The organism is Mesorhizobium sp. M1217 (assembly GCF_040318275.1).
Classification (GTDB): domain Bacteria; phylum Pseudomonadota; class Alphaproteobacteria; order Rhizobiales; family Rhizobiaceae; genus Mesorhizobium.
In genome coordinates, this window is record NZ_JAMYMA010000008.1 from 1 (window position 1) to 18324 (window position 18324).

The 18324-nt window shown below is 62.6% G+C and carries 13 protein-coding genes and 1 pseudogene; 3 read left to right on the plus strand and 11 right to left on the minus strand.

All coding sequences use genetic code 11. The features are described 5' to 3' along the window. Window positions 1-127 precede the first annotated feature (127 nt). The 5 genes from NKH37_RS15095 to NKH37_RS15115 all read right to left on the minus strand — a co-directional run bounded on the left by NKH37_RS15095 (window position 128) and on the right by NKH37_RS15115 (window position 5640). Entirely contained in the window at window positions 128-1405 is a 1278-nt protein-coding gene (locus NKH37_RS15095; RefSeq protein ID WP_023720111.1) for an ABC transporter substrate-binding protein, read from the minus strand. Between the two features lie 30 nt (window positions 1406-1435). Further along, entirely contained in the window at window positions 1436-2623 is a 1188-nt protein-coding gene (locus tag NKH37_RS15100; protein WP_353005358.1) for a PLP-dependent transferase, read from the minus strand. After that, window positions 2620-3354: a FadR/GntR family transcriptional regulator gene (locus tag NKH37_RS15105; protein WP_352908349.1), complete on the minus strand. Its 735-nt coding sequence runs from the start codon at window positions 3352-3354 to the stop codon at window positions 2620-2622. The genes NKH37_RS15100 and NKH37_RS15105 overlap by 4 nt, the downstream gene beginning before the upstream one ends. A 462-nt stretch (window positions 3355-3816) precedes the next feature. Then, the gene (locus NKH37_RS15110) at window positions 3817-5190 is read right to left on the minus strand and encodes a PleD family two-component system response regulator (RefSeq protein ID WP_353005359.1); all 1374 of its coding nucleotides are present in this window, start codon (window positions 5188-5190) and stop codon (window positions 3817-3819) included. 33 nt (window positions 5191-5223) lie between these two features. Then, complete coding sequence (locus NKH37_RS15115; RefSeq protein WP_348625950.1) at window positions 5224-5640, minus strand: response regulator; 417 nt, start codon at window positions 5638-5640, stop codon at window positions 5224-5226. A 172-nt stretch (window positions 5641-5812) separates the two neighbouring features. Between NKH37_RS15115 and NKH37_RS15120 the strand changes: the two genes are divergently transcribed. Then, window positions 5813-6112 carry a DUF3572 domain-containing protein gene (locus NKH37_RS15120; protein ID WP_352706585.1) on the plus strand — a complete coding sequence of 100 codons (300 nt, stop codon included), beginning with the start codon at window positions 5813-5815 and terminating at the stop codon, window positions 6110-6112. Between the two features lie 66 nt (window positions 6113-6178). On the opposite strand, the gene NKH37_RS15125 is transcribed toward NKH37_RS15120, so the two are convergent. Beyond that, the gene (locus NKH37_RS15125) at window positions 6179-7663 is read right to left on the minus strand and encodes a hypothetical protein (protein ID WP_353005360.1); all 1485 of its coding nucleotides are present in this window, start codon (window positions 7661-7663) and stop codon (window positions 6179-6181) included. Window positions 7664-7771: 108 nt separating this feature from the next. After that, a complete protein-coding gene (locus tag NKH37_RS15130) occupies window positions 7772-8347 on the minus strand; it encodes a GNAT family N-acetyltransferase (RefSeq protein ID WP_023720117.1) in 576 nt (191 codons plus the stop codon). A 68-nt stretch (window positions 8348-8415) separates the two neighbouring features. Here NKH37_RS15130 and NKH37_RS15135 point away from each other — a divergent pair, with 68 nt between their 5' ends. Beyond that, window positions 8416-9744, plus strand: a complete 1329-nt coding sequence (locus NKH37_RS15135) for a DNA polymerase IV (RefSeq protein WP_352482192.1) — start codon at window positions 8416-8418, stop codon at window positions 9742-9744. A gap of 5 nt (window positions 9745-9749) precedes the next feature. On the opposite strand, the gene NKH37_RS15140 is transcribed toward NKH37_RS15135, so the two are convergent. Further along, window positions 9750-10256 (minus strand): hypothetical protein, encoded by a 507-nt coding sequence (locus NKH37_RS15140; RefSeq protein WP_353005361.1) that lies wholly within the window; start codon window positions 10254-10256, stop codon window positions 9750-9752. 174 nt (window positions 10257-10430) lie between these two features. Between NKH37_RS15140 and NKH37_RS15145 the strand changes: the two genes are divergently transcribed. Further along, on the plus strand, window positions 10431-11312 hold the full coding sequence (locus NKH37_RS15145) for a DMT family transporter (RefSeq protein WP_353005363.1): 882 nt from the start codon (window positions 10431-10433) through the stop codon (window positions 11310-11312). A 9-nt stretch (window positions 11313-11321) separates the two neighbouring features. Here NKH37_RS15145 and NKH37_RS15150 read toward each other — a convergent pair. The 3 genes and pseudogenes from NKH37_RS15150 to NKH37_RS15160 form a co-directional block, all read right to left on the minus strand. Beyond that, window positions 11322-12125, minus strand: a pseudogene (locus tag NKH37_RS15150) (ion channel). A gap of 58 nt (window positions 12126-12183) precedes the next feature. Beyond that, entirely contained in the window at window positions 12184-15711 is a 3528-nt protein-coding gene (gene dnaE / locus NKH37_RS15155; protein WP_353005364.1) for a DNA polymerase III subunit alpha, read from the minus strand. A gap of 489 nt (window positions 15712-16200) precedes the next feature. Beyond that, window positions 16201-18213, minus strand: coding sequence for an acetyl-CoA carboxylase biotin carboxylase subunit (locus NKH37_RS15160; protein WP_353005365.1), 2013 nt, complete (start codon window positions 18211-18213; stop codon window positions 16201-16203). Between the last annotated feature and the right edge of the window lie 111 nt (window positions 18214-18324).

The window sequence follows — 18324 nt, forward strand, 5'->3', positions numbered from 1 at the left end:
GCCGCCGATGCTGCCAAAGTTCCCATCAGCCATCGCATCAAGAAATGCGCCTGGAACGACGACTATCTCATCAATGCCATCACTCATATGCGATAGCCCTGCCGTGAACGGGGAGAAGGAAGAAAAGCTATTTCTTGTTCTTGGCCAGCCAGTCCTGCTGTTCCTTGGTCAGGAACTTGGCCCATTCGTCGGCCACGTCCTTGGCCGCCTTCTGGCCAAGCAGCACTTCCTGAAAATTCTTGATCGCCACCTGGTCGACGAAATTGCCGAGGTTTTCCAGATGCGTCGGCGGCGTCACCATCTCGTATTTGTCGCCGTTGTTCAGTTCTTCGAACCAGCCCTTGAACTGCTCGGTCCTGAAGTGAGCGTCCTGGTCGGCGCCGTTGTGGATCGGAATGACGCCGACTTCCTTTGCCCATTCCAGATTGTCCTTGGGCGACAACAGCGTCGCCATCAGCTTCCAGGCATCGTCCTTGTGCTGGGAATTGGCGAACATCGCCCAGCCGGCATAACCGAGCGTCGGATAGGATTTGCCGCTCGGCCCGACCGGCATCGGCGCCACGGCGAAGTCGTCGGCGCTCATCTTGTCGGCGATGCCGAGCAGCGCGTCGGGATCCTGGTTCAGCATGGCGCAGGTGCCACTATAGAAGCCGGTGACGGTCTCGTTAAAACCCCAGCTCACCGCATCTTTCGGCGCCAGGCCATTCTTGTACATGTCGGCGAGCATCTGCAGGCCCTTGACCGAGCCTTCCTCGTTGATGGTCGAGGTGCCGTCCTCGTTGAAATAGCCGCCCTTACCAGCGGCAATGTTCATGAACATGTGCATGCCGTTGAAGGCGCCCGGGCCACCGCGCAGGCAGTAGCCGTATTTGCCCGGTATCGCCGAGATCTTCTTGGAGTCCTCGACGAATTCGTCGAGCGTCGACGGCGGACCGTCCAGGCCGGCCTCCTTGAACAGCTTCTTGTTCCAGAACAGCGCGTTCAGATAATAGCCGTAAGGGATCATGTACTGCTTGTTGTCGACCGTCGAGCCGAACTGCTTGGCGCGCTCGCCCAGCGTTTTGGCATCGTCCCATTTGGCCATGTATGGCCCGAGGTCCTCGAGCTGGCCGTTGGTCGCGTAGAGGCCCATCCAGCGTTCCGGCATCTCGACGATGTCGGGCGTGTCGCCGGCCTGCACCATGGTGAGGAACTTCTCGAACGCCTGGCCCCAAGGCAGCGATACGAGCTCGACCTTGACGCCCGGATTGGCCGTCTCGAACTCGGCGATTTGCTTCTTGAGGAATTCGGTACGCGGCGGGCTGGTAATGACCTCGACCATCTTGATGGTGGAATCGGCCAGCACGCTGCCGGCGGAAATCGCGAGACCCGCGACGGCACCAAGAAGGATGCTCAGTTTTTTCATGTTCAGCACTCCCATTTTGAACGGCTCCTTTTATCTTTTTGCTCTGTCGAAGGCCTGGGCGACATCCGCCCACAGGTCTTCGACACTTTCCAATCCGACACTGAAGCGGATGGTTCGCGGGCTGACGCCGAAGCGCGCCATCGAATTCAGGCCCGGCGTCTGCTCGAGCGAGGCCTTTGCCGGAACGACCAGGCTCTCATGGCCGCCCCAGCTGACGCCGATGCGAAAGAGTTTCAGCGCATCGACGAAAGCCGGGATGTCGACGTCTTCCGTCACTTCGAATGAGAACAGCCCGGCATAGCCGGCAAGCGTCGCCTTGCCTGGATGGTTGGAATAGGCCGGGTGGTTGACCCGCTCGACATGGCCATGCGCCTTCAGCCGCTCGGCGATGGTCAGCCCGCTCTTCATGTGGTGCGGCAACCGCAGCGGCAATGTGCGCAGCCCGCGCAGCAAAAGCCAGGCCTCCAAAGGCGAAAGCTTGCCGCCGAGATAGGAATAGGTCTGCTCGTTGATGTGTCGGATATGGGCAGCCGAACCGGCCACCACGCCGGCGACTGTGTCGCTGTGGCCGCCGAGATATTTCGAGGCAGAATGCAGCACCAGGTCGACACCGTGTGAAATCGGCTTCTGGAACACCGGCGTCGCCCAGGAATTGTCGATCGAGGTGATGATGCCCTGCTCTTTGGCCAGCCGTGCCAGATGCGTTATGTCCTGGAGCTCGAACATCATCGACGTCGGGCTTTCCAGGTAGAGCAGCTTGGCGCCGGGAAGTGCTGCGGCGACCGCGTCCGGATCGGAACCGTCGACATAGTCGACCTTGATGTTGAGCCGAGGCAACAGCCGTTCGAACAGCCGGTAGGCATCGCCGTAGCAGTTGCGCACGACAACCATGCGCTCGCCGGCACCGACGAAAGCAAGCACCGTGGCGCTGATCGCTGCCATGCCGCTGGAAAAGCCGCGCGCGGCTTGCGCGCCTTCGAGGGCGGCGACACGCGCCTCGAACTCCATCACCGTCGGGTTGTCACCGCGCGAATAGATCGGCTGGCGTCGCCTGCCGGCGAATGTGTCGGCCATCTCGGCATAATTGGCGAAGGTGAAGAGCGAAGTCTGGTAGATCGGCGGGACCACCGCACCGCCGGGAAAAGGCTCGTCATGGGCGAGAAGCGTCGCAGCCTCGGCGAGATAGTCGTTTTCGAAACCGGCGGGATGGTCGTTCATTTCTGGCCTGAGAGTTTGAGTTTGGCCGCACCGCGTTTCAGATCGTCCTCGACGGTGGCGATCAGCTTCAGCGCCTCGGCCCGGGCTCCCTCCGGATCGTGCGCGGCGATGCGTTCGAAGATGGTGCGGTGATAAGGGAAGCTGGCGTGGCCGAAGTCGCGCACGCCGAGCGGATGTTCCCAGAAACGGTGGAACAGCTCGTGCATGGCGGCGATGATCTGCTCGAACAGCGGATTGCCGGAAGCGCGGTAGATCGACTGGTGGAATTCCCAGTCCTCCTCCGCCGACATGCCGGCGCGCGTGTGGAAGGCCTGCTCCATAATGTCGAGCTTGCGCCCGATCTCGACGAGATTTGCCTGGCCGGCGCGAACGGCGCAAAGGGCGGCTGCTTCCGCCTCCAGCGCGCGGCGGATTTCCAGCGTCTGCATCAGGCTGGTGAAATCATTGCCGCCGGCCAGCGTCAGCGGCATGTGCAGCATGTCCAGCGACACCACTCCCTTGAGATAAGTGCCGCTGCCTTGCCGCCGCTCGACCAGGCCGAGCCCTTCCCAGCGCGTCAGCGCCTCGCGCACGGTGTTGCGGCTCACCTTGAGGCGCTCGGCAAGGATGCGTTCGGTCGGCAGTCTCTGGCCGGGCCCGAGGGCTTCCCGCATCACAAAGCCGGCCAGGGCCTTGAGCACCGCGTCGTCGCGAGCAGTTGCCTGTATGGGCGAAAGGCCGAATTCGGTCATGCCAACGGGTCACCAAAAATGGCTCAATGGTCCAACCAATTTCTGCATAGAAGACAGGCTCTGTCAATCGGCTGCAGGCACATGCGTACCGCCCCAGCGTGCTGATCAAAAGGCGGCCTACCTGTCACGGCAAAAAGCCAGCATTTTCTGGATGCTGACACAGAGTCCTGATGTGTTTTGAAATTGGGGGCCGGCCGGCGTTTGGCAGCGGTACGAGGAGGCCCCTATGTGCCAGCGCCGGCCGGCCGACCCCACGGACCCAGGAGATGCGGCGGACCTGAGCATCATGGGGTATTCTTCGGGTCGAACCGGCGATCTAGCCTCGTGCCGGTTACGTCTAAGGGCTGCACATTTGCGCACCAACTTATGAAAATCAACAGTTTCTTAACCAAGCCTCGCAAATCGCTTGGATTAAGGTAAATTCGTAACCTTGTCGCGTTGGCTGGCTAATTGGTGTCCGGGCTATGCCGCCTTGGCGACGACGCGATTGCGGCCGCCGCTCTTGGCCTCGTAGAGCGCGAGGTCGGCGCGTTTCATTAGCGCCGCGACCGTGTCCACCCCTTTCAGCACCGACGACACGCCGACACTGACGGTGACTTCGATGGCCTTTCCTTCTGCGCCGACGGCAAACGGCAGTTGGGCGATTTCGGCGCGAATGCGCTCGGCGACCTTTTCGGCTACCGCACCGTCCGTGTCCGGCATCACCACGACGAACTCCTCGCCACCGAAGCGGCAGGCAAGGTCGATGCCGCGCACATTCTTGCGCAGCCGCCGGGCGAATTCGCGCAGCACGTCATCGCCGCCGTCATGGCCATGCGCATCGTTGATGGTCTTGAAGCGGTCCAGATCGGTGATCATCACCGACAGCGGCCGGCGCCGTGCCACGGCGCGGTCGAACAGCGTCTGCAGATGGCTGTCGAGATAGCGGCGGTTGTGCAGGCCGGTCAGGGCATCGGTCACCGCCATCTCGATGGTCTGGGTGACGCTGGCGCGAAGCTGGTCGTTGTAGCGCTTGCGGCGCACCTGCGTGCGCAGCCGCGCGGTCAGCTCCTGCTGGTCGATCGGCCGCATCAGATAGTCGTTGATGCCGAGTTCGAGGCCGCGGATGATGCGCCCCTCCTCGCCCTCGTCCGCCAGAAGGATGATTGGCAGGAAACGGGTGCGATCGAGCGAGCGCAATTGCGAGCAGAGCCTCAGCGGGTCGAAATCGGCGAAGGCCGTCGAAATCATCACGCATTCGTAGGGCAACTCGGCAGCCTGGAAGAAGCCGGCATGCGGATCGGTGGCGATGTCGAGATCGGCGCTGCCGCGCAGCATCTTCTGGATGCGCTCGAAGGAGGATTTGCGCTCATCGACCAGCAGCACCTTCGGCACCGCGTCGTCGGCCGCGAAGTTGCGGCTCAAAAGCTCCTCGATGCCGATATTGCGCGTCGTCGAGGCGCGCAGCCGCAGCTCGTCGGTCAGCGACTTCAGCCTGACCAGGCTCTTGACGCGCGTCATCAGCTGCAGATCGTTGACCGGCTTGGTCAAAAAATCGTCGGCGCCGGCCTCGAGGCCGCGCACCCGGTCCGAAACCTGGTCGAGCGCGGTGATCATCACGACCGGGATGTGCGATGTCGCCGGGTCGCCCTTCAGCCGCCGGCAGACCTCGAACCCGTCCATGTCAGGCATCATCACGTCGAGCAGCACGACGTCGACCTTGCCGTTTTCGCAGATCTCGATCGCATCCGGCCCGTTGGTAGCGGTCAGGACCTCGAAATATTCGGCGAGCAGCCGAACCTCCAGCAGCCTGACGTTTGCTGGGATGTCGTCGACGACGAGGATCCGCGCGGTCATTTCACAAAGCTCCGGCTCGGCTGGAAAGATACATCAGGCATCGCCCAGGTAGGATTTGATGGTTTCGATGAAACGCGGCACCGAGATCGGCTTGGAGATATATGCCTCGCAGCCGCCCTGGCGAATGCGCTCCTCGTCGCCCTTCATCGCGAAGGCGGTGACGGCGATGACCGGGATGACGTGCAGATCATCGTCCTCCTTCAACCATTTGGTCACCTCGAGGCCGGACACTTCGGGCAGCTGGATGTCCATCAGGATGAGGTCCGGCCTGTGCTGCCGCGCCAGATCCAGCGCTTCCAGGCCGTTGCGTGTACGCACCGTCTCGTAGCCGCTCGCTTCGATCAGGTCGCGAAAGAGCTTCATGTTGAGCTCATTGTCCTCGACGATCATAACCTTTTTAGGCATCGATTTCCCGTCCCGGCTGGCCTTCCACTCGAAGGGCGCCGTCATGCGCCCCTTGTCGGCACGCACCAAACCTGTTCCCACTATACGGCAATATGATTGACGAAACGGAAACCGGCCGCCCGAAAAGCGTTCGGATTCCAGGTCGGCGAGCTTGCTGCCGGCAACACTTGCCACTACTGCGAAAACAGAACTATTCCGCCCACGAAGGAAGGTAGCGATGGCAAACGCAGCGTCAATGCGCGAGGAAGCCGAAACCATTGCCGTAAAGGCGTTGGGCTTCGTCGCCGCCGATCCGGAACTTCTGCCCCGCTTCCTGGCGATCACCGGCATCGAGGCGCATTCGATCCGCCGGGCGGCCGACGAGCCGGGATTCCTGGCCGGCGTGCTGCAGTTCATCCTCGCCCACGAGCCGACGCTGATGCGTTTTTCCGAGGAGACCGGCACTCCGCCGGCCGCAGTGGGCAAGGCGTTGCGGGCGCTGCCGCTCGGCGACGACAATCATGAGCATTCGATATAGGCGACGATCCCGAGACTGCGGGCAGATCGAAGAACCTGCCGCCGACGATGGGCCGCTGCTGGTGCTTTATGGCGTTGCCTCTTCCCCACTGTTGTCCGTCCCAACGGGGTCGGCCGGCTTCAGCATGGCGCCGTTGACCGTCACCGAACCGTCGGCTTTGGTGTTGATCACCCATTCAAGCCGGCCGTCCGGCAGCGTCTTGCCGAACCCTTTGATCGCCAGCGCGCCGGTAAAATACTGCGCGGCCTGCGGGTCCGTCTTCGCCGCCGTCTGCAAGGTCTCCACGATCTTGTCGTAGCCGGTGATGTCGATTGTCACGTCCGCACGCGGCTTCTTGCCGGGGAAGGTCATCTCGCCTTCCATCGCAATCTCGATGTTGCCGTTCTTGATCGTGCTGTGTCCGAGAATGGCCTTTGGCGTCTTGGCCAGGAAATCGGCGGAGATCTGGTTGCCGAAATCTGCCGGCAGCGGTGGATCCTTGCTGAAATCAAGGGTTTCGATGGTTTTCTTCACCATGCTGTCCAGATCGATGTTGGCGCCGCCGAAGTTGAGGTCGATATCCGTCGGCAGCAACGCAACGCTCCAGCTGGGCAGCACCTGCTGCGGTATTGTTAGGCCGGAAACCTTGAACGCGTAGTTGATCTTGCCTTCCTTGGCGATGCCGTCCATGCCGACAGCGGTATTCAGTTGCGTCGCACCGAACTTGCCGACCGGACTCTCCACCACAAGGTCCTTGAAGCCGTAGGTGCCGTCGATCCGCTCCCACAACGGCAGTGCTGCCGTCAGAAGCGATTTGAACTCCGCCCCATCCGCCTTGAATTTGGCTGCATCATCAGTCGCCACGATGAAAGCAAGCAGGTCGAGCAGCGGCTTTGTCCGCAAACCCTTGCCGGCCGCATCCACGGAAAGTTCAGGCGCTTTTACAGCAGCCGGAAAACTCAACCCACTTTTGGGATCGTTGACTTTGATCGTTTCGGCGAAGTTCGTTATTTTTTCCGTCACCGTGAAATCGACGCCGCCGTTTGCGGATTTGGTCGAAACTATTACGGCAGTGCCAGGACCGACCGTGACATCCGCCTGCTGCTTGGGCTCTCGGGTGGTCATCGTCATGCCAGCCATCGAACCGGTTGCGCTCGCGAAAGCGGCCAGGTCGGGGTCATAAACTCCGGTGAACTTGTTGTCCGACACGGAGAAGTCGATGTGCTGCGCCCCCTCAGGGCCAACGAAATCGATAGACCCCTTCGGGGACACGTCCGCCGAAACGTCCCAGTGTCCATCTTTGCGCGGCTTGACCAAGATGAAGTAAGGCGTGATGTCGAACTTGAAGGCTTGCTGCTTTGCCATCAAATCCGTGACTGGCTTGAAGTCGAATGCGAGCTTGTAGGCATCGCCGTCGACTGAAATTTTCACGAACCCGATATCGAACAGCTTCTTTCCGATATAGCGCGCCAGATCGTCGGAAAGCTGCTTCGCCCCTTGCCTGTCGACCGCTTGGCCGAAGGCCGGTCCGCTGCAGGCAAGCAGTAAAACAAGTGGCAAAACGCGCTTCATGTCGATCCTCACTTATTCGCGGCCGTCAAACCGTTTCTATCACTGGTAGGGAATTACCATCACAACCGCAAGGCGAGCCGGACGGATCGATGTCGCCCGCGGCATTGCCTAAAGCACCAGCCGCACCAGCGGCCGGCCCGGCTTGCGCTCGACCAATCGCTGGAACCCGGCCTTTTCGAAGACCCGCGACGAGCCGACGAACAGCCCGATCGAGCGCGAATCCTTCGATAGATCGATCGGGCAGGCCTCGATCAGCCGGGCACCATTTTCCCGTGCGAAGTCGATGCCGCCTGTGACCAGGCGGTGCGACAGGCCCCTGCCGCGTGCCCTGGCGCGGATGAAAAAGCAGGAGATCGCCCAGACGCCGGGATCGGTGGCATCGGCGGGGTCGAGCGGCGCCGACCCCCTGCCCTGGTTGTTCCATTCGGGCACGTCGGCGCGCGGGCCGATCTGCATCCAGCCGACCGCCTGACCACCCTCGAAGGCCAGCAGGCCGGGCGGCGGCCCGGCCTCGATCCGGGCCTTGATATGATCCTTGTTGCGCTCCCGGTCGCTCGCGCGGCGCGCTGCCGGCGACAGCCGGAAATGTGTGCACCAGCAGCCGTAGCAGGCGCCTTGCTTACCGAAAAGATCTTCGAAATCCGCCCAAAGCTCGGGCACTAGCGGCGCTATGGTCGTATTCATGAGCTCTCTCCCGGCCCACCGCCTTGTCGTGGCGTCCGTCCTGACGTACCATTGCATTTGTTCTCTTTATGTTCGCAGCGATGGCGGCCCCTGTCAACAATCCCGAACACGGTTTTTGCCGCGACTGCCTGAATTTTCAGCGCAGCGAGGCACGCCGTTGCGAGCGCTGCGGCAGTCCGCGGCTTGCGCGCCATCCCGAGCTTTACCGGCTGCGCCTTGCCCATATCGATTGCGACGCGTTCTACGCGGCGGTCGAAAAGCGCGACAACCCGGCATTGAAGGACCGGCCGTTGATCATCGGCGGCGGCAAGCGCGGCGTCGTCTCCACCGCCTGCTATATCGCCCGCATCCATGGCGTGCGCTCGGCAATGCCGATGTTCAAGGCGCTCGAAGCCTGCCCGGACGCGGTGGTCCTCCCGCCGGACATGGAAAAATACGTCCGCGTCGGCCGCGAGGTGCGCGCCATGATGCAGGCGCTGACGCCGCTGGTCGAGCCGCTCTCGATCGATGAGGCCTTCCTCGACCTCGCCGGCACCGAGCGCCTGCATGGCCTGCCGCCTGCGGTGGTGCTGGCGCGCTTCGCTCTCAGCGTCGAAAAGGAGATCGGCATCACCGTTTCGGCAGGCCTGTCCTATTGCAAGTTCCTGGCCAAGGTGGCCTCGGACTTCCGCAAGCCGCGCGGCTTTTCGGTGATCGGCGAGGCCGAGGCTATCGGCTTCCTGGCCGAGCAGCCGGTGACGCTGATCTGGGGCGTCGGCAAGGCCTTTGCCGCCACGCTCGAGCGCGACGGCATCCGCACCATCGGCCAGCTGCAGCGCATGGAACGCGGCGACCTGATGCGCCGCTATGGCGTCATGGGCGACCGGCTCTACCGGCTTTCGCGCGGCGAGGACGACCGCCGCGTCGTTCCCGACCAGGACGCGAAAAGCGTCTCGGCGGAAACCACTTTCGACACCGACATCGCCTCCGTCGAGGAACTGGTTTCGGTGCTGAGGGCGCTGGCGGAGAAAGTCTCGGCCCGGCTGAAAAAATCCGGCATTGCCGGACGCACCGTCGTCCTCAAGCTGAAGACCCAGGATTTCAAGATCCGCACGCGCAATCGCCAGCTCGGCGATCCGACCCGGCTGGCCGACCGCATCTTTCAGACCGGGCTCGAGCTGCTACACAAGGAAGCGGATGGCACGAAATACCGGCTGCTCGGCATTGGCGTCAGCGATCTCTCCGACGATGACCGGGCGGACCCGCCCGACCTGGTCGACGTCAAGTCACGCAAGCGCGCCATGGCCGAAGGCGCCATCGACACGCTGCGCGGCAAGTTCGGCCGCAGGGCGGTGGAAACCGGCTATACCTTCGGCAAGGGCCGTGATGCGCACCCGCCCGAACCGATCGAGGAGTGATAGTGCTAAGTGCGCCGCAGATCGATCCGGCTGGTAATCACGCGCTCGCCGGTTTTCGGGTCGACGTCGATAACGGTCAGCCGCATGCCGTCCTCGCCATTCTTCTCGACCGTCATTTGCGCCTTGCGATCGCCATTGACCTCCTTGGCCCAGCGGATGCCGAGATTGATTGCGTTGCCTTTTCGGCTGCCGCTCAATTGCGCCGGCCCGGTGCGCGATCCGACATAGGTGCCGCTGTATTTCGTCCCGCTGGACCTGAGGTCCGCGCTGATGTCGCGCGTCACCAAGATAAGACCGCGGCAGCTGCCGTCGAGCGACAATGAGTTCGACGTCGCGTCGGAATTGAAGTGACAGGAGACATTCACCGTCGGCGCATCGGTGGTGACCTTGACGATGCCCTTGCCGGCGAAATCCCCCTGGAATGAGCGAAGAAAATCCGGATCGTCGGCATGCGCTGCGCCGGCCCCGGCCGCCAGGCAGCCGGCAAGTACAAATCGTGCGAGTGATTTCATCGGACCGCTCCTCGTTGGTATCCAAAACACAGCACGCAAACACTGAGGGACCAACGCTTCCCTCAGCGGCGGGTTCCGGCTTCAACATCACTGTTTGCAACGCTTCACGGCTGGCCCAGTCGAATGCGTCGGCTAGCGGTTGCGATGAAAGCGCCGGCTTGCGACATAGCGCGCATGGTACCCGCACCCTCGATCCCCAAGGCGGCGTTCTGGATGGCGCTGTCGATCGCCTCGTTCCTGGCGATGTCGGTCGCCGGCCGGGCCACGACGGCAGAGCTCAACGTCTTCCAGGTGCTCGAGCTGCGCTCGGTGATCGGCTTTTTCATGCTGCTGCCGCTGGTCATGATGTCAGGCGGTTTTCCGGCGATGCGCACCGGGCGTCCGCTGGCCCATATCGCCCGCAACGTCGTCCACTATACCGGCCAGGCTGCCTGGCTTTACGCCTTGACGCTGATCCCGCTTGCGGTGCTGATCTCGATCGAATTCACGACGCCGATCTGGACCGCCCTGCTGGCGGTCGCTTTCCTCGGCGAAAGGCTTTCCCGGCCACGGCTTGCGGCAATCGTGCTGGGGCTGATCGGCGTGATGATCATCGTGCGTCCGGGCGTCGGCGCGGTCAATCCGGGGCATGTTATCGTGCTGGGAGCCGCAGTCTGCTTCGGCGTCTCGGTGGTCCTCGTCAAGTCGCTGACGCGGACGGACAGCGTCGTGCGTATCATCTTCTGGATGCTGATCATCCAGTCGGTGCTTGGCCTCGTCCCGGCGCTTTACGAATGGCGCAACCCGCCGCTCGAACTCTGGCCGTGGATCCTGCTGATCGCGTTTACCGGCATGTCGTCGCATTTCTGCATGGCCCGCGCACTTGTCTATGCCGATGCGACGGTCATCTCGCCAATGGACTTTTTGCGCGTACCGCTGTCGGCGGTGATCGGATGGCTGCTTTATCACGAGCAGATCGACGCCTTCACCGCCGGCGGCGCCCTGCTGATCCTGCTCGGCAATCTGCTCAATCTGCAGAAAAAAGCCGCCAAACCGGCTGAGGTGGCAGCATCGTAGCCCTGCAATTCAATCGCCATCGTCGGGTATGTTCAGAACGTGCCCACAGGCCTTGCAATGGACGGCGTCGGGCTCGTGCCGCTGCGGCCCGCATTGCGGGCAAGGAAAGAACACCTTGGTGGGACGGAAGAGCGCCTGCGCAAGCCTGACGAACAGCGATATGCCGATGATCATGGTGGCGATCGCGGTGAGCTTGCCGGCCACGCCGGGCAGGACGATGTCACCGAAACCGGTCGTGGTAACTGTGGCGACGGTGAAATACAGCGCATCGACATAGCCTTCGAGACCGCCCACGGTGCGGAAGAAGAAGGTGTAGACGAAGCCGGTGATGACAAAGAGGAACGTCAGGAAATTGATGACCGCGCGGCTCGCCTCGCGCCATCGCCTGAAGCCGCGCATCTCGAGAAATCGCCACAGCGCGCCGCTACGCGACAGCGACCACAGCCGCAGGATGCGCAAAAAACCGAGATTGGCCAGCGCCGTAGGCATCAGCAGAGTCAGCAGGATGAAGGCATCGATCCACGACGCCGGCTGTCTCATCAGGCGCAGCATGTCGTTGGAGGCAAGCAGCCGGGCAATCATGTCGGCGGCGACGAGTGCTGCCACGGAGTAGTCCAGCCAGAGGAACGAGGACGACTTCTAGATCACCGGCGTGGCAATAAAAAAGGCAATGATGGCGAGGTCGATGACAACAGCCGCAAGCTGAAACCGGAACGCCGCCGCTGTGCGCCCGTGATATAGCTTGCGCAGCATGTCGCGGAGCCGCGCCAAGGCTGAAGAATCCTGCGCTCCACTCTTGTCTATTGCATTCATGGCGACTGCGATAACGTTTGGGCCACCAGCCGTCCAGTGTTGCCAGCCGGGCAGCCGGCTACACCAGCTCCACTTCCACCACGCCTGGCACAGCGCGCATCGCCGACGCGATCTGCGGCGAGACGCGGTAGCGGTTGGGCAACTCAATCTCGACCTCGCCCTCGCCGCCTTCCTTGATGACGATGATGCTCACCTGACTGTCGCCACGCTGCCCAAGTTGCGATTGGATTGTCGATGCCGGTGCGTCATTTCTGACGAAGATGCGCAGCGCTTTCTGGATGCGGCTTGCCTCGTCCTCCAGCGACTGCACGGTCTGGATGCGCAGATTGACGCCTTCCGGCCTGTCCTCGGCCGAAACGGTGATCACCACCGAGCGGCCGGGTTCGAGGAGGTCGCGGTATTGTGCCAGCCCTTCCGAGAACAGCACCGCTTCATACTGGCCCGACGTGTCGGAAAACTGCACGACGCCCATCTTGTTGCCGGTGCGCGTCTTGCGTTCCTGCTTTGTGGTCACAGTGCCGGCAAGCCGGCCGGCGGCAGCACCGCGTTTGACGGCGGCCGAAAACTCGCCCCAGGTCTGCACCCGCATTTTCTGCAGCGCCGCCTTGTATTCGTCGAGCGGATGCGCCGAGAGATAGAATCCAACCACCTGGAATTCGCGGTGCAGGCGGTCGGCGGCGAGCCAGGGGTCGGTCGCCGGCAGGTTGAGTGCCTGCGACTGTGCGCCAAGCGAGGCGCCAAAAATGTCATGCTGGCCGGTGACGGCATTCTGCTGCGCCAGCGATGCCAGCCCCATCATCCGCTCGACGCCGGCCATCATCGCCGCGCGGTCGAGGCCGAAGCAGTCGAGCGCGCCGGCCATAATCAGGCTTTCGAAGACGCGCTTGCCGACGATCTTCGGATCGACCCTTTCGCAGAAATCGGCGAGGCTCTTGAACGGTTTTTCGCCGCGCGTGGCGACGATGTGCTCGACCGCCGCGTCGCCGACGCCCTTGAGCGCGGCCAGCGAATAGAAGATGCGGTTCTCGCCGACCTCGAAATCCCGGAACGACGTCATCACCGATGGCGCCACCACTTCGATGCCGAGACGCAGCGCATCCTGGCGGAAATCGGCGAGCTTGTCCGTATTGCCCATGTCGAGCGTCATCGATGCCGCCAGGAATTCGACCGGGTCATGCGCCTTCAGATAAGCGGTCTGGTAGGAGACGACGGCATAAGCGGCCGCATGCGATTTGTTGAAACCGTAGTCGGCAAACTTTGCCAGCAGGTCGAAGATGAAGTCGGCTTGCGGCTTGCCGACGCCGCGCTCGACCGCACCGGAAACAAAGCGCTCGCGCTGCTTGTCCATCTCGGCGCGGATTTTCTTGCCCATGGCGCGGCGCAGCAGATCGGCTTCGCCTAGCGAATAGCCGGAAAGCTCCTGCGCGATCTGCATCACCTGTTCCTGGTAGACGATGACGCCTTGCGTCTCCTTGACGAGATGGTCGATCTTCGGGTGGATCGACGCCATCTCCTCCTCGCCGTGCTTTCTGGCGTTGTAGGTCGGGATGTTCTCCATCGGCCCCGGCCGGTAGAGCGCGACCAGCGCGATGATGTCCTCGATACAGTCGGGCCGCATGCCGATCAGCGCCTTGCGCATGCCGGCACTTTCCACTTGGAACACGCCGACCACCTCGCCGCGCGACAGCATGGCGTAGGTTTCCGGGTCGTCGAGCGGAATGTGGGCGAGATCGATCTCGATGCCGCGGCGGCGGATCAGCTTGACCGCCCTGTCCAGCACGGTCAGCGTCTTCAGCCCAAGGAAGTCGAATTTCACCAGCCCGGCCTGCTCGACATACTTCATGTTGAACTGTGTGACCGGCATGTCCGAGCGCGGATCGCGGTACATCGGCACCAGTTCCCACAGCGGCCGGTCGCCGATGACGATACCGGCGGCGTGCGTCGAGGCGTGGCGGTAGAGACCTTCCAGTTTCTGCGCCGTGTCGAGCAGCGTTTGCACGATCGGCTCCCGCTCGGCCTCTTCGGCAAAGCGCGGCTCGTTGGCGATGGCGTCGGCGAGCTTGACTGGATTGGCCGGGTTCGACGGCACCATCTTGCTCAGTTTATCGACCTGACCATAAGGCATCTGCAGCACACGGCCTACGTCGCGCAGCACCGCGCGCGCCTGCAGCGTGCCGAAGGTGATGATCTGGCCGACCTGGTCGCGGCCGTATTTCTGCTGGACGTAGCGGATGACCTCCTCGCGCCTGTCCTGGCAGAAGTCGATGTCGAAGTCGGGCATCGACACGCGGTCGGGATTGAGAAAGCGCTCGAACAGCAGCGAAAAGCGCAGCGGATCGATGTCGGTGATAGTCGTCGAATACGCAACCAGCGAGCCGGCGCCCGAACCGCGGCCCGGCCCGACCGGAATGCCTTGCGCCTTGGCCCATTTGATGAAGTCGGCAACGATCAGGAAATAGCCGGGATATTTCATCTTCTCGATGACCCCGAGCTCGAAATCCAGCCTCTCGCGATATTGCTCGGCCGTGTAGCCGGGTGTGAGCCCATGCGCCGCCAGCCGCGCGTCCAGCCCTTCATGCGCCTGCCGGGCAAGCTCCTGCGCCTCCGCTTTAACCGCTGCGTCGGCGTCGGCGACATCGCGGCCGGCAAAGCGCGGCAGGATCGGGTTGCGGGTCTTCGGATAGTAGGAGCAGCGCAGCGCGATCTCGACGGTGTTGTCGATTGCTTCCGGCAGGTCGGCGAACAGCCTCGCCATATCGGCCTGGCTTCGCAGGAAGTGGTCGGGTGAAAGGCGGCGGCGATTGTCGGCCGCAACCACGGAGCCTTCGGCGATGGCGATCAGCGCGTCATGCGCCTCATAGTCTTCACGAGAAAAGAAAAACGCCTCGTTGGTGGCAACCAGCGGCAGATCGTGGCGGTAGGCGAGGTCGACCGACGACTGCTCGATCGTGCGGTCGTAGCCGGACACGCGCTCCAGCTCGACATAGAGCCGGTCGCCGAACAGGCCCTTGAGCGCCAGGAGCCGGGTCTCGGCGAGTTCGCGGCGGTCCTCTTTCAAGGCATTGCCGATCGGGCCTCGCGGCCCGCCCGTAAGGCAGATCAGACCGTCGGAGTGGCCCTGCAGCATCTCGGTCGTCAGATGCACCGCTTCGCCGGGCGGTGTCTCGAGGTAGACGCGGCTGACCAGCCTGACCAGATTGCTGTAACCGGCCTCGGTTGCGGCGATCAGTACGACGGGCCGCATCTCCGGTCCTTGCCGCCTGCGGTCGCGCTGGCTGTCGCTCGCCTCGCCGGAAAAGGCGAGGTCGATCTGGCAGCCGATGATCGGCTGGATGCCGTCCTTCCCGGCTTTCTGGGCGAATTCCAGCGCGCCGAACAGATTGTTGGTATCGGTGACGGCTATTGCCGGGCATTCATCCTGCACCGCATGGCCGACGATCTTGCCGAGTTGCAAGGCACCTTCGAGCAGCGAATAGGCCGAATGCACGCGCAGATGAATGAACCGACGCGCCGCCTGCTCCGCCCGCGACGCCTTTGCATAGGCCTCGCGCAGCAAGGGATCGCGTGGAAGTCTCTCATTCGCCATGGTTTTTTCGCGCCGCCTCACAAGGACTCAGTCGATGAAGATGTATTGTCCGGCACCGGGTAACACGAGTCCAGCGGAAGCGATTGGAGCTTTGGAAGTTTAGAGCAACCGCTGAAGCTGCCAATCTCCCCCCTCGTGGGGGAGATGTCCGGCAGGACAGAGAGGGGCGCTGTCCCGCCGACCTCAGGCCGGAAACAAAAAACCCGCCACAGCGGGCGGGTCGTTGGAGCCAATTAGCACCATACCGAGATTAGTAGCATAGCTGCCGGCACAAAGCAAGAACAAAATACGCCACGACGGCAAAAAGCGAATTCCTCACGGCCTCGCCTGTCCCTCCTCCACTGAGCGTGCCAACCCATTGCAAGGTCGCGTTTCTTCGCGCCCCTCTCTGTCCTGCCGGACATCTCCCCCACGAGGGGGAGATTGGCCGTCACCTCGGCTTTCGCTAATCTCCAACGTCCCAGGCCGGCGCCGAGGCGGATTTCAGCCTCACGCGAATTGCATGATTACCGCATCGACCGCAAGGCTGTCGCCGGGCTTGGCGTTGAGCTTCGATACGATGAGATCGCGCTCGGCGCGCAGCACGTTTTCCATCTTCATCGCCTCGACCACAGCCAGCGTCTCGCCGGCCTTGACCTCCTGCCCCTCGGCAACCGCGATCGACACGACGAGGCCAGGCATCGGGCAGAGCAGCATCTTCGACGTGTCCGGCGCCACTTTTTCCGGCATCAGCCTTTCGAGTTCGGCGGTGCGCGGCAGCATGGCGCGGGCTGTCACAGACATGCCTTTCCAGGCAAGGCGGAACCCGTTCAGCACCGGCCTGACCTGCGCCGCGACTTTGCGGCCGCCGACCTTGCCGCGCCAGATGAGATCGCCCGGCCGCCAGTCGGAGGTCACCCTCAGTGCCTTGTCGCCGTCGATTGTGAGGTCGAGCTCCATCGGAATGGAAATCATGCCTTCGACGATGGCGACCGAAAGATAATCCCGGCCGATCTTCACCGCCCAATCGCGTTTCAAGGCGCCGGAATGCGGCGCCAGCCGCCCGCCCAGCCGGTCGAGCCGGTCGCGGCGCAGCAGTTCGACCGCGGTGGCGATCGCGGCCAGCACCGCTTTCTCCTCGGCGTCTGGCACGATCGGCGCGAAGCCGTCTGGGTATTCCTCGGCGATGAAAGCGGTCGATATCAGCCCTTCCCACCAGCGCGGATGCTGCATCAGCGCCGCCAGGAACGGTATGTTGTGCTCGATGCCGTCGACAACGAACCTGTCCAGCGCTTCCGACATCGCATCTATTGCCGCAAGCCGTGTCGGCGCCCAGGTGCACAGCTTGGCGACCATCGGATCATAGAACATCGAGATTTCCGAGCCTTCGGTGACGCCAGTATCGTTGCGGATGACTATTTCGCCAAATTGCCCCTCTTCCGGCGGCCGGTATCTCGTCAACCGGCCAATCGACGGCAGAAAGTTGCGATACGGGTCTTCGGCATAGAGGCGGCTTTCCACCGCCCAGCCGTTCAGCTTGATGTCGCCCTGTTTGATGGCGAGCTTTTCGCCGGCCGCCACGCGGATCATCTGCTCGACCAGGTCGATGCCGGTGACCAGTTCCGTCACCGGATGCTCGACCTGCAAGCGCGTATTCATTTCCAGGAAATAGAAGTTCTTGTCGCTATCGACGATGAATTCGACCGTGCCGGCGCTCTGGTAGTCGACCGCCTTGGCCAGCGCCACAGACTGCTCGCCCATGGCTTTGCGGGTCTTGGGATCGAGGAACGGCGACGGCGCCTCCTCTACGACCTTCTGGTTGCGGCGCTGGATCGAGCATTCGCGCTCGCCGAGATAGAGCGTGTTGCCATGCGCGTCGGCAAGCACCTGGATTTCGATATGGCGCGGATCGACGATGAACTTCTCGATGAAGACGCGGTCATCGCCGAACGAGCTTTTGGCTTCCGAGCGCGCCCGGTCGAAGCCGTCGCGCACCTCGGCCTTGCTCCAGGCGATGCGCATGCCCTTGCCGCCGCCGCCGGCCGAGGCCTTGATCATCACGGGATAGCCGATTTCGCCGGCGATCTTTTCGGCATGGGCGACGTTTTCGATGACGCCAAGCCAGCCGGGCACCGTCGAAACCTTGGCCGCGTTGGCGAACTTCTTCGATTCGATCTTGTCGCCCATTGCCTTGATGGCCTTGGGCTTCGGGCCGATGAAGACGATGCCTTCCTGCTCCAGCGCCTCGCAGAAGGATGCCCGCTCGGACAGGAAACCGTAGCCGGGATGCACGGCCTCGGCCCCTGTCGCCTTGCAGGCGGCGATGATCTTTTCCGGGGCCAGATAGCTTTGCGCGGCGGGAGAAGGGCCGATATGCACCGCCTCGTCAGCCATTTCGGCATGCACGGCATCGCGGTCGGCGTCGGAATAGACCGCGACGGTGGCGATGCCCATCTTGCGCGCCGTCTTGATCACACGGCAGGCGATCTCGCCACGGTTGGCGATCAGGATCTTTGTGAACATGCAGGCCTCGTCCCTCGGCTGCCCTTCTTTTCCGGGCTTCCCGTTTTATGGGCTTCAGGGGGCCGGTCAAGGCAAAGTCGGAGCCTATCCCGGACGCAAATCGGCGAGCTC

Bases quoted from the DNA above. Each gene is read 5' to 3' on its own strand.
- NKH37_RS15095 (WP_023720111.1), bottom strand. From the start codon at position 1,405: ATGAAAAAACTGAGCATCCTTCTTGGTGCCGTCGCGGGTCTCGCGATT.
- NKH37_RS15100 (WP_353005358.1), bottom strand. From the start codon at position 2,623: ATGAACGACCATCCCGCCGGTTTCGAAAACGACTATCTCGCCGAGGCT.
- NKH37_RS15105 (WP_352908349.1), bottom strand. From the start codon at position 3,354: ATGACCGAATTCGGCCTTTCGCCCATACAGGCAACTGCTCGCGACGAC.
- NKH37_RS15110 (WP_353005359.1), bottom strand. From the start codon at position 5,190: ATGACCGCGCGGATCCTCGTCGTCGACGACATCCCAGCAAACGTCAGG.
- NKH37_RS15115 (WP_348625950.1), bottom strand. From the start codon at position 5,640: ATGACGGCGCCCTTCGAGTGGAAGGCCAGCCGGGACGGGAAATCGATG.
- NKH37_RS15120 (WP_352706585.1), top strand. From the start codon at position 5,813: ATGGCAAACGCAGCGTCAATGCGCGAGGAAGCCGAAACCATTGCCGTA.
- NKH37_RS15125 (WP_353005360.1), bottom strand. From the start codon at position 7,663: ATGAAGCGCGTTTTGCCACTTGTTTTACTGCTTGCCTGCAGCGGACCG.
- NKH37_RS15130 (WP_023720117.1), bottom strand. From the start codon at position 8,347: ATGAATACGACCATAGCGCCGCTAGTGCCCGAGCTTTGGGCGGATTTC.
- NKH37_RS15135 (WP_352482192.1), top strand. From the start codon at position 8,416: ATGTTCGCAGCGATGGCGGCCCCTGTCAACAATCCCGAACACGGTTTT.
- NKH37_RS15140 (WP_353005361.1), bottom strand. From the start codon at position 10,256: ATGAAATCACTCGCACGATTTGTACTTGCCGGCTGCCTGGCGGCCGGG.
- NKH37_RS15145 (WP_353005363.1), top strand. From the start codon at position 10,431: ATGGTACCCGCACCCTCGATCCCCAAGGCGGCGTTCTGGATGGCGCTG.
- dnaE (WP_353005364.1), bottom strand. From the start codon at position 15,711: ATGGCGAATGAGAGACTTCCACGCGATCCCTTGCTGCGCGAGGCCTAT.
- NKH37_RS15160 (WP_353005365.1), bottom strand. From the start codon at position 18,213: ATGTTCACAAAGATCCTGATCGCCAACCGTGGCGAGATCGCCTGCCGT.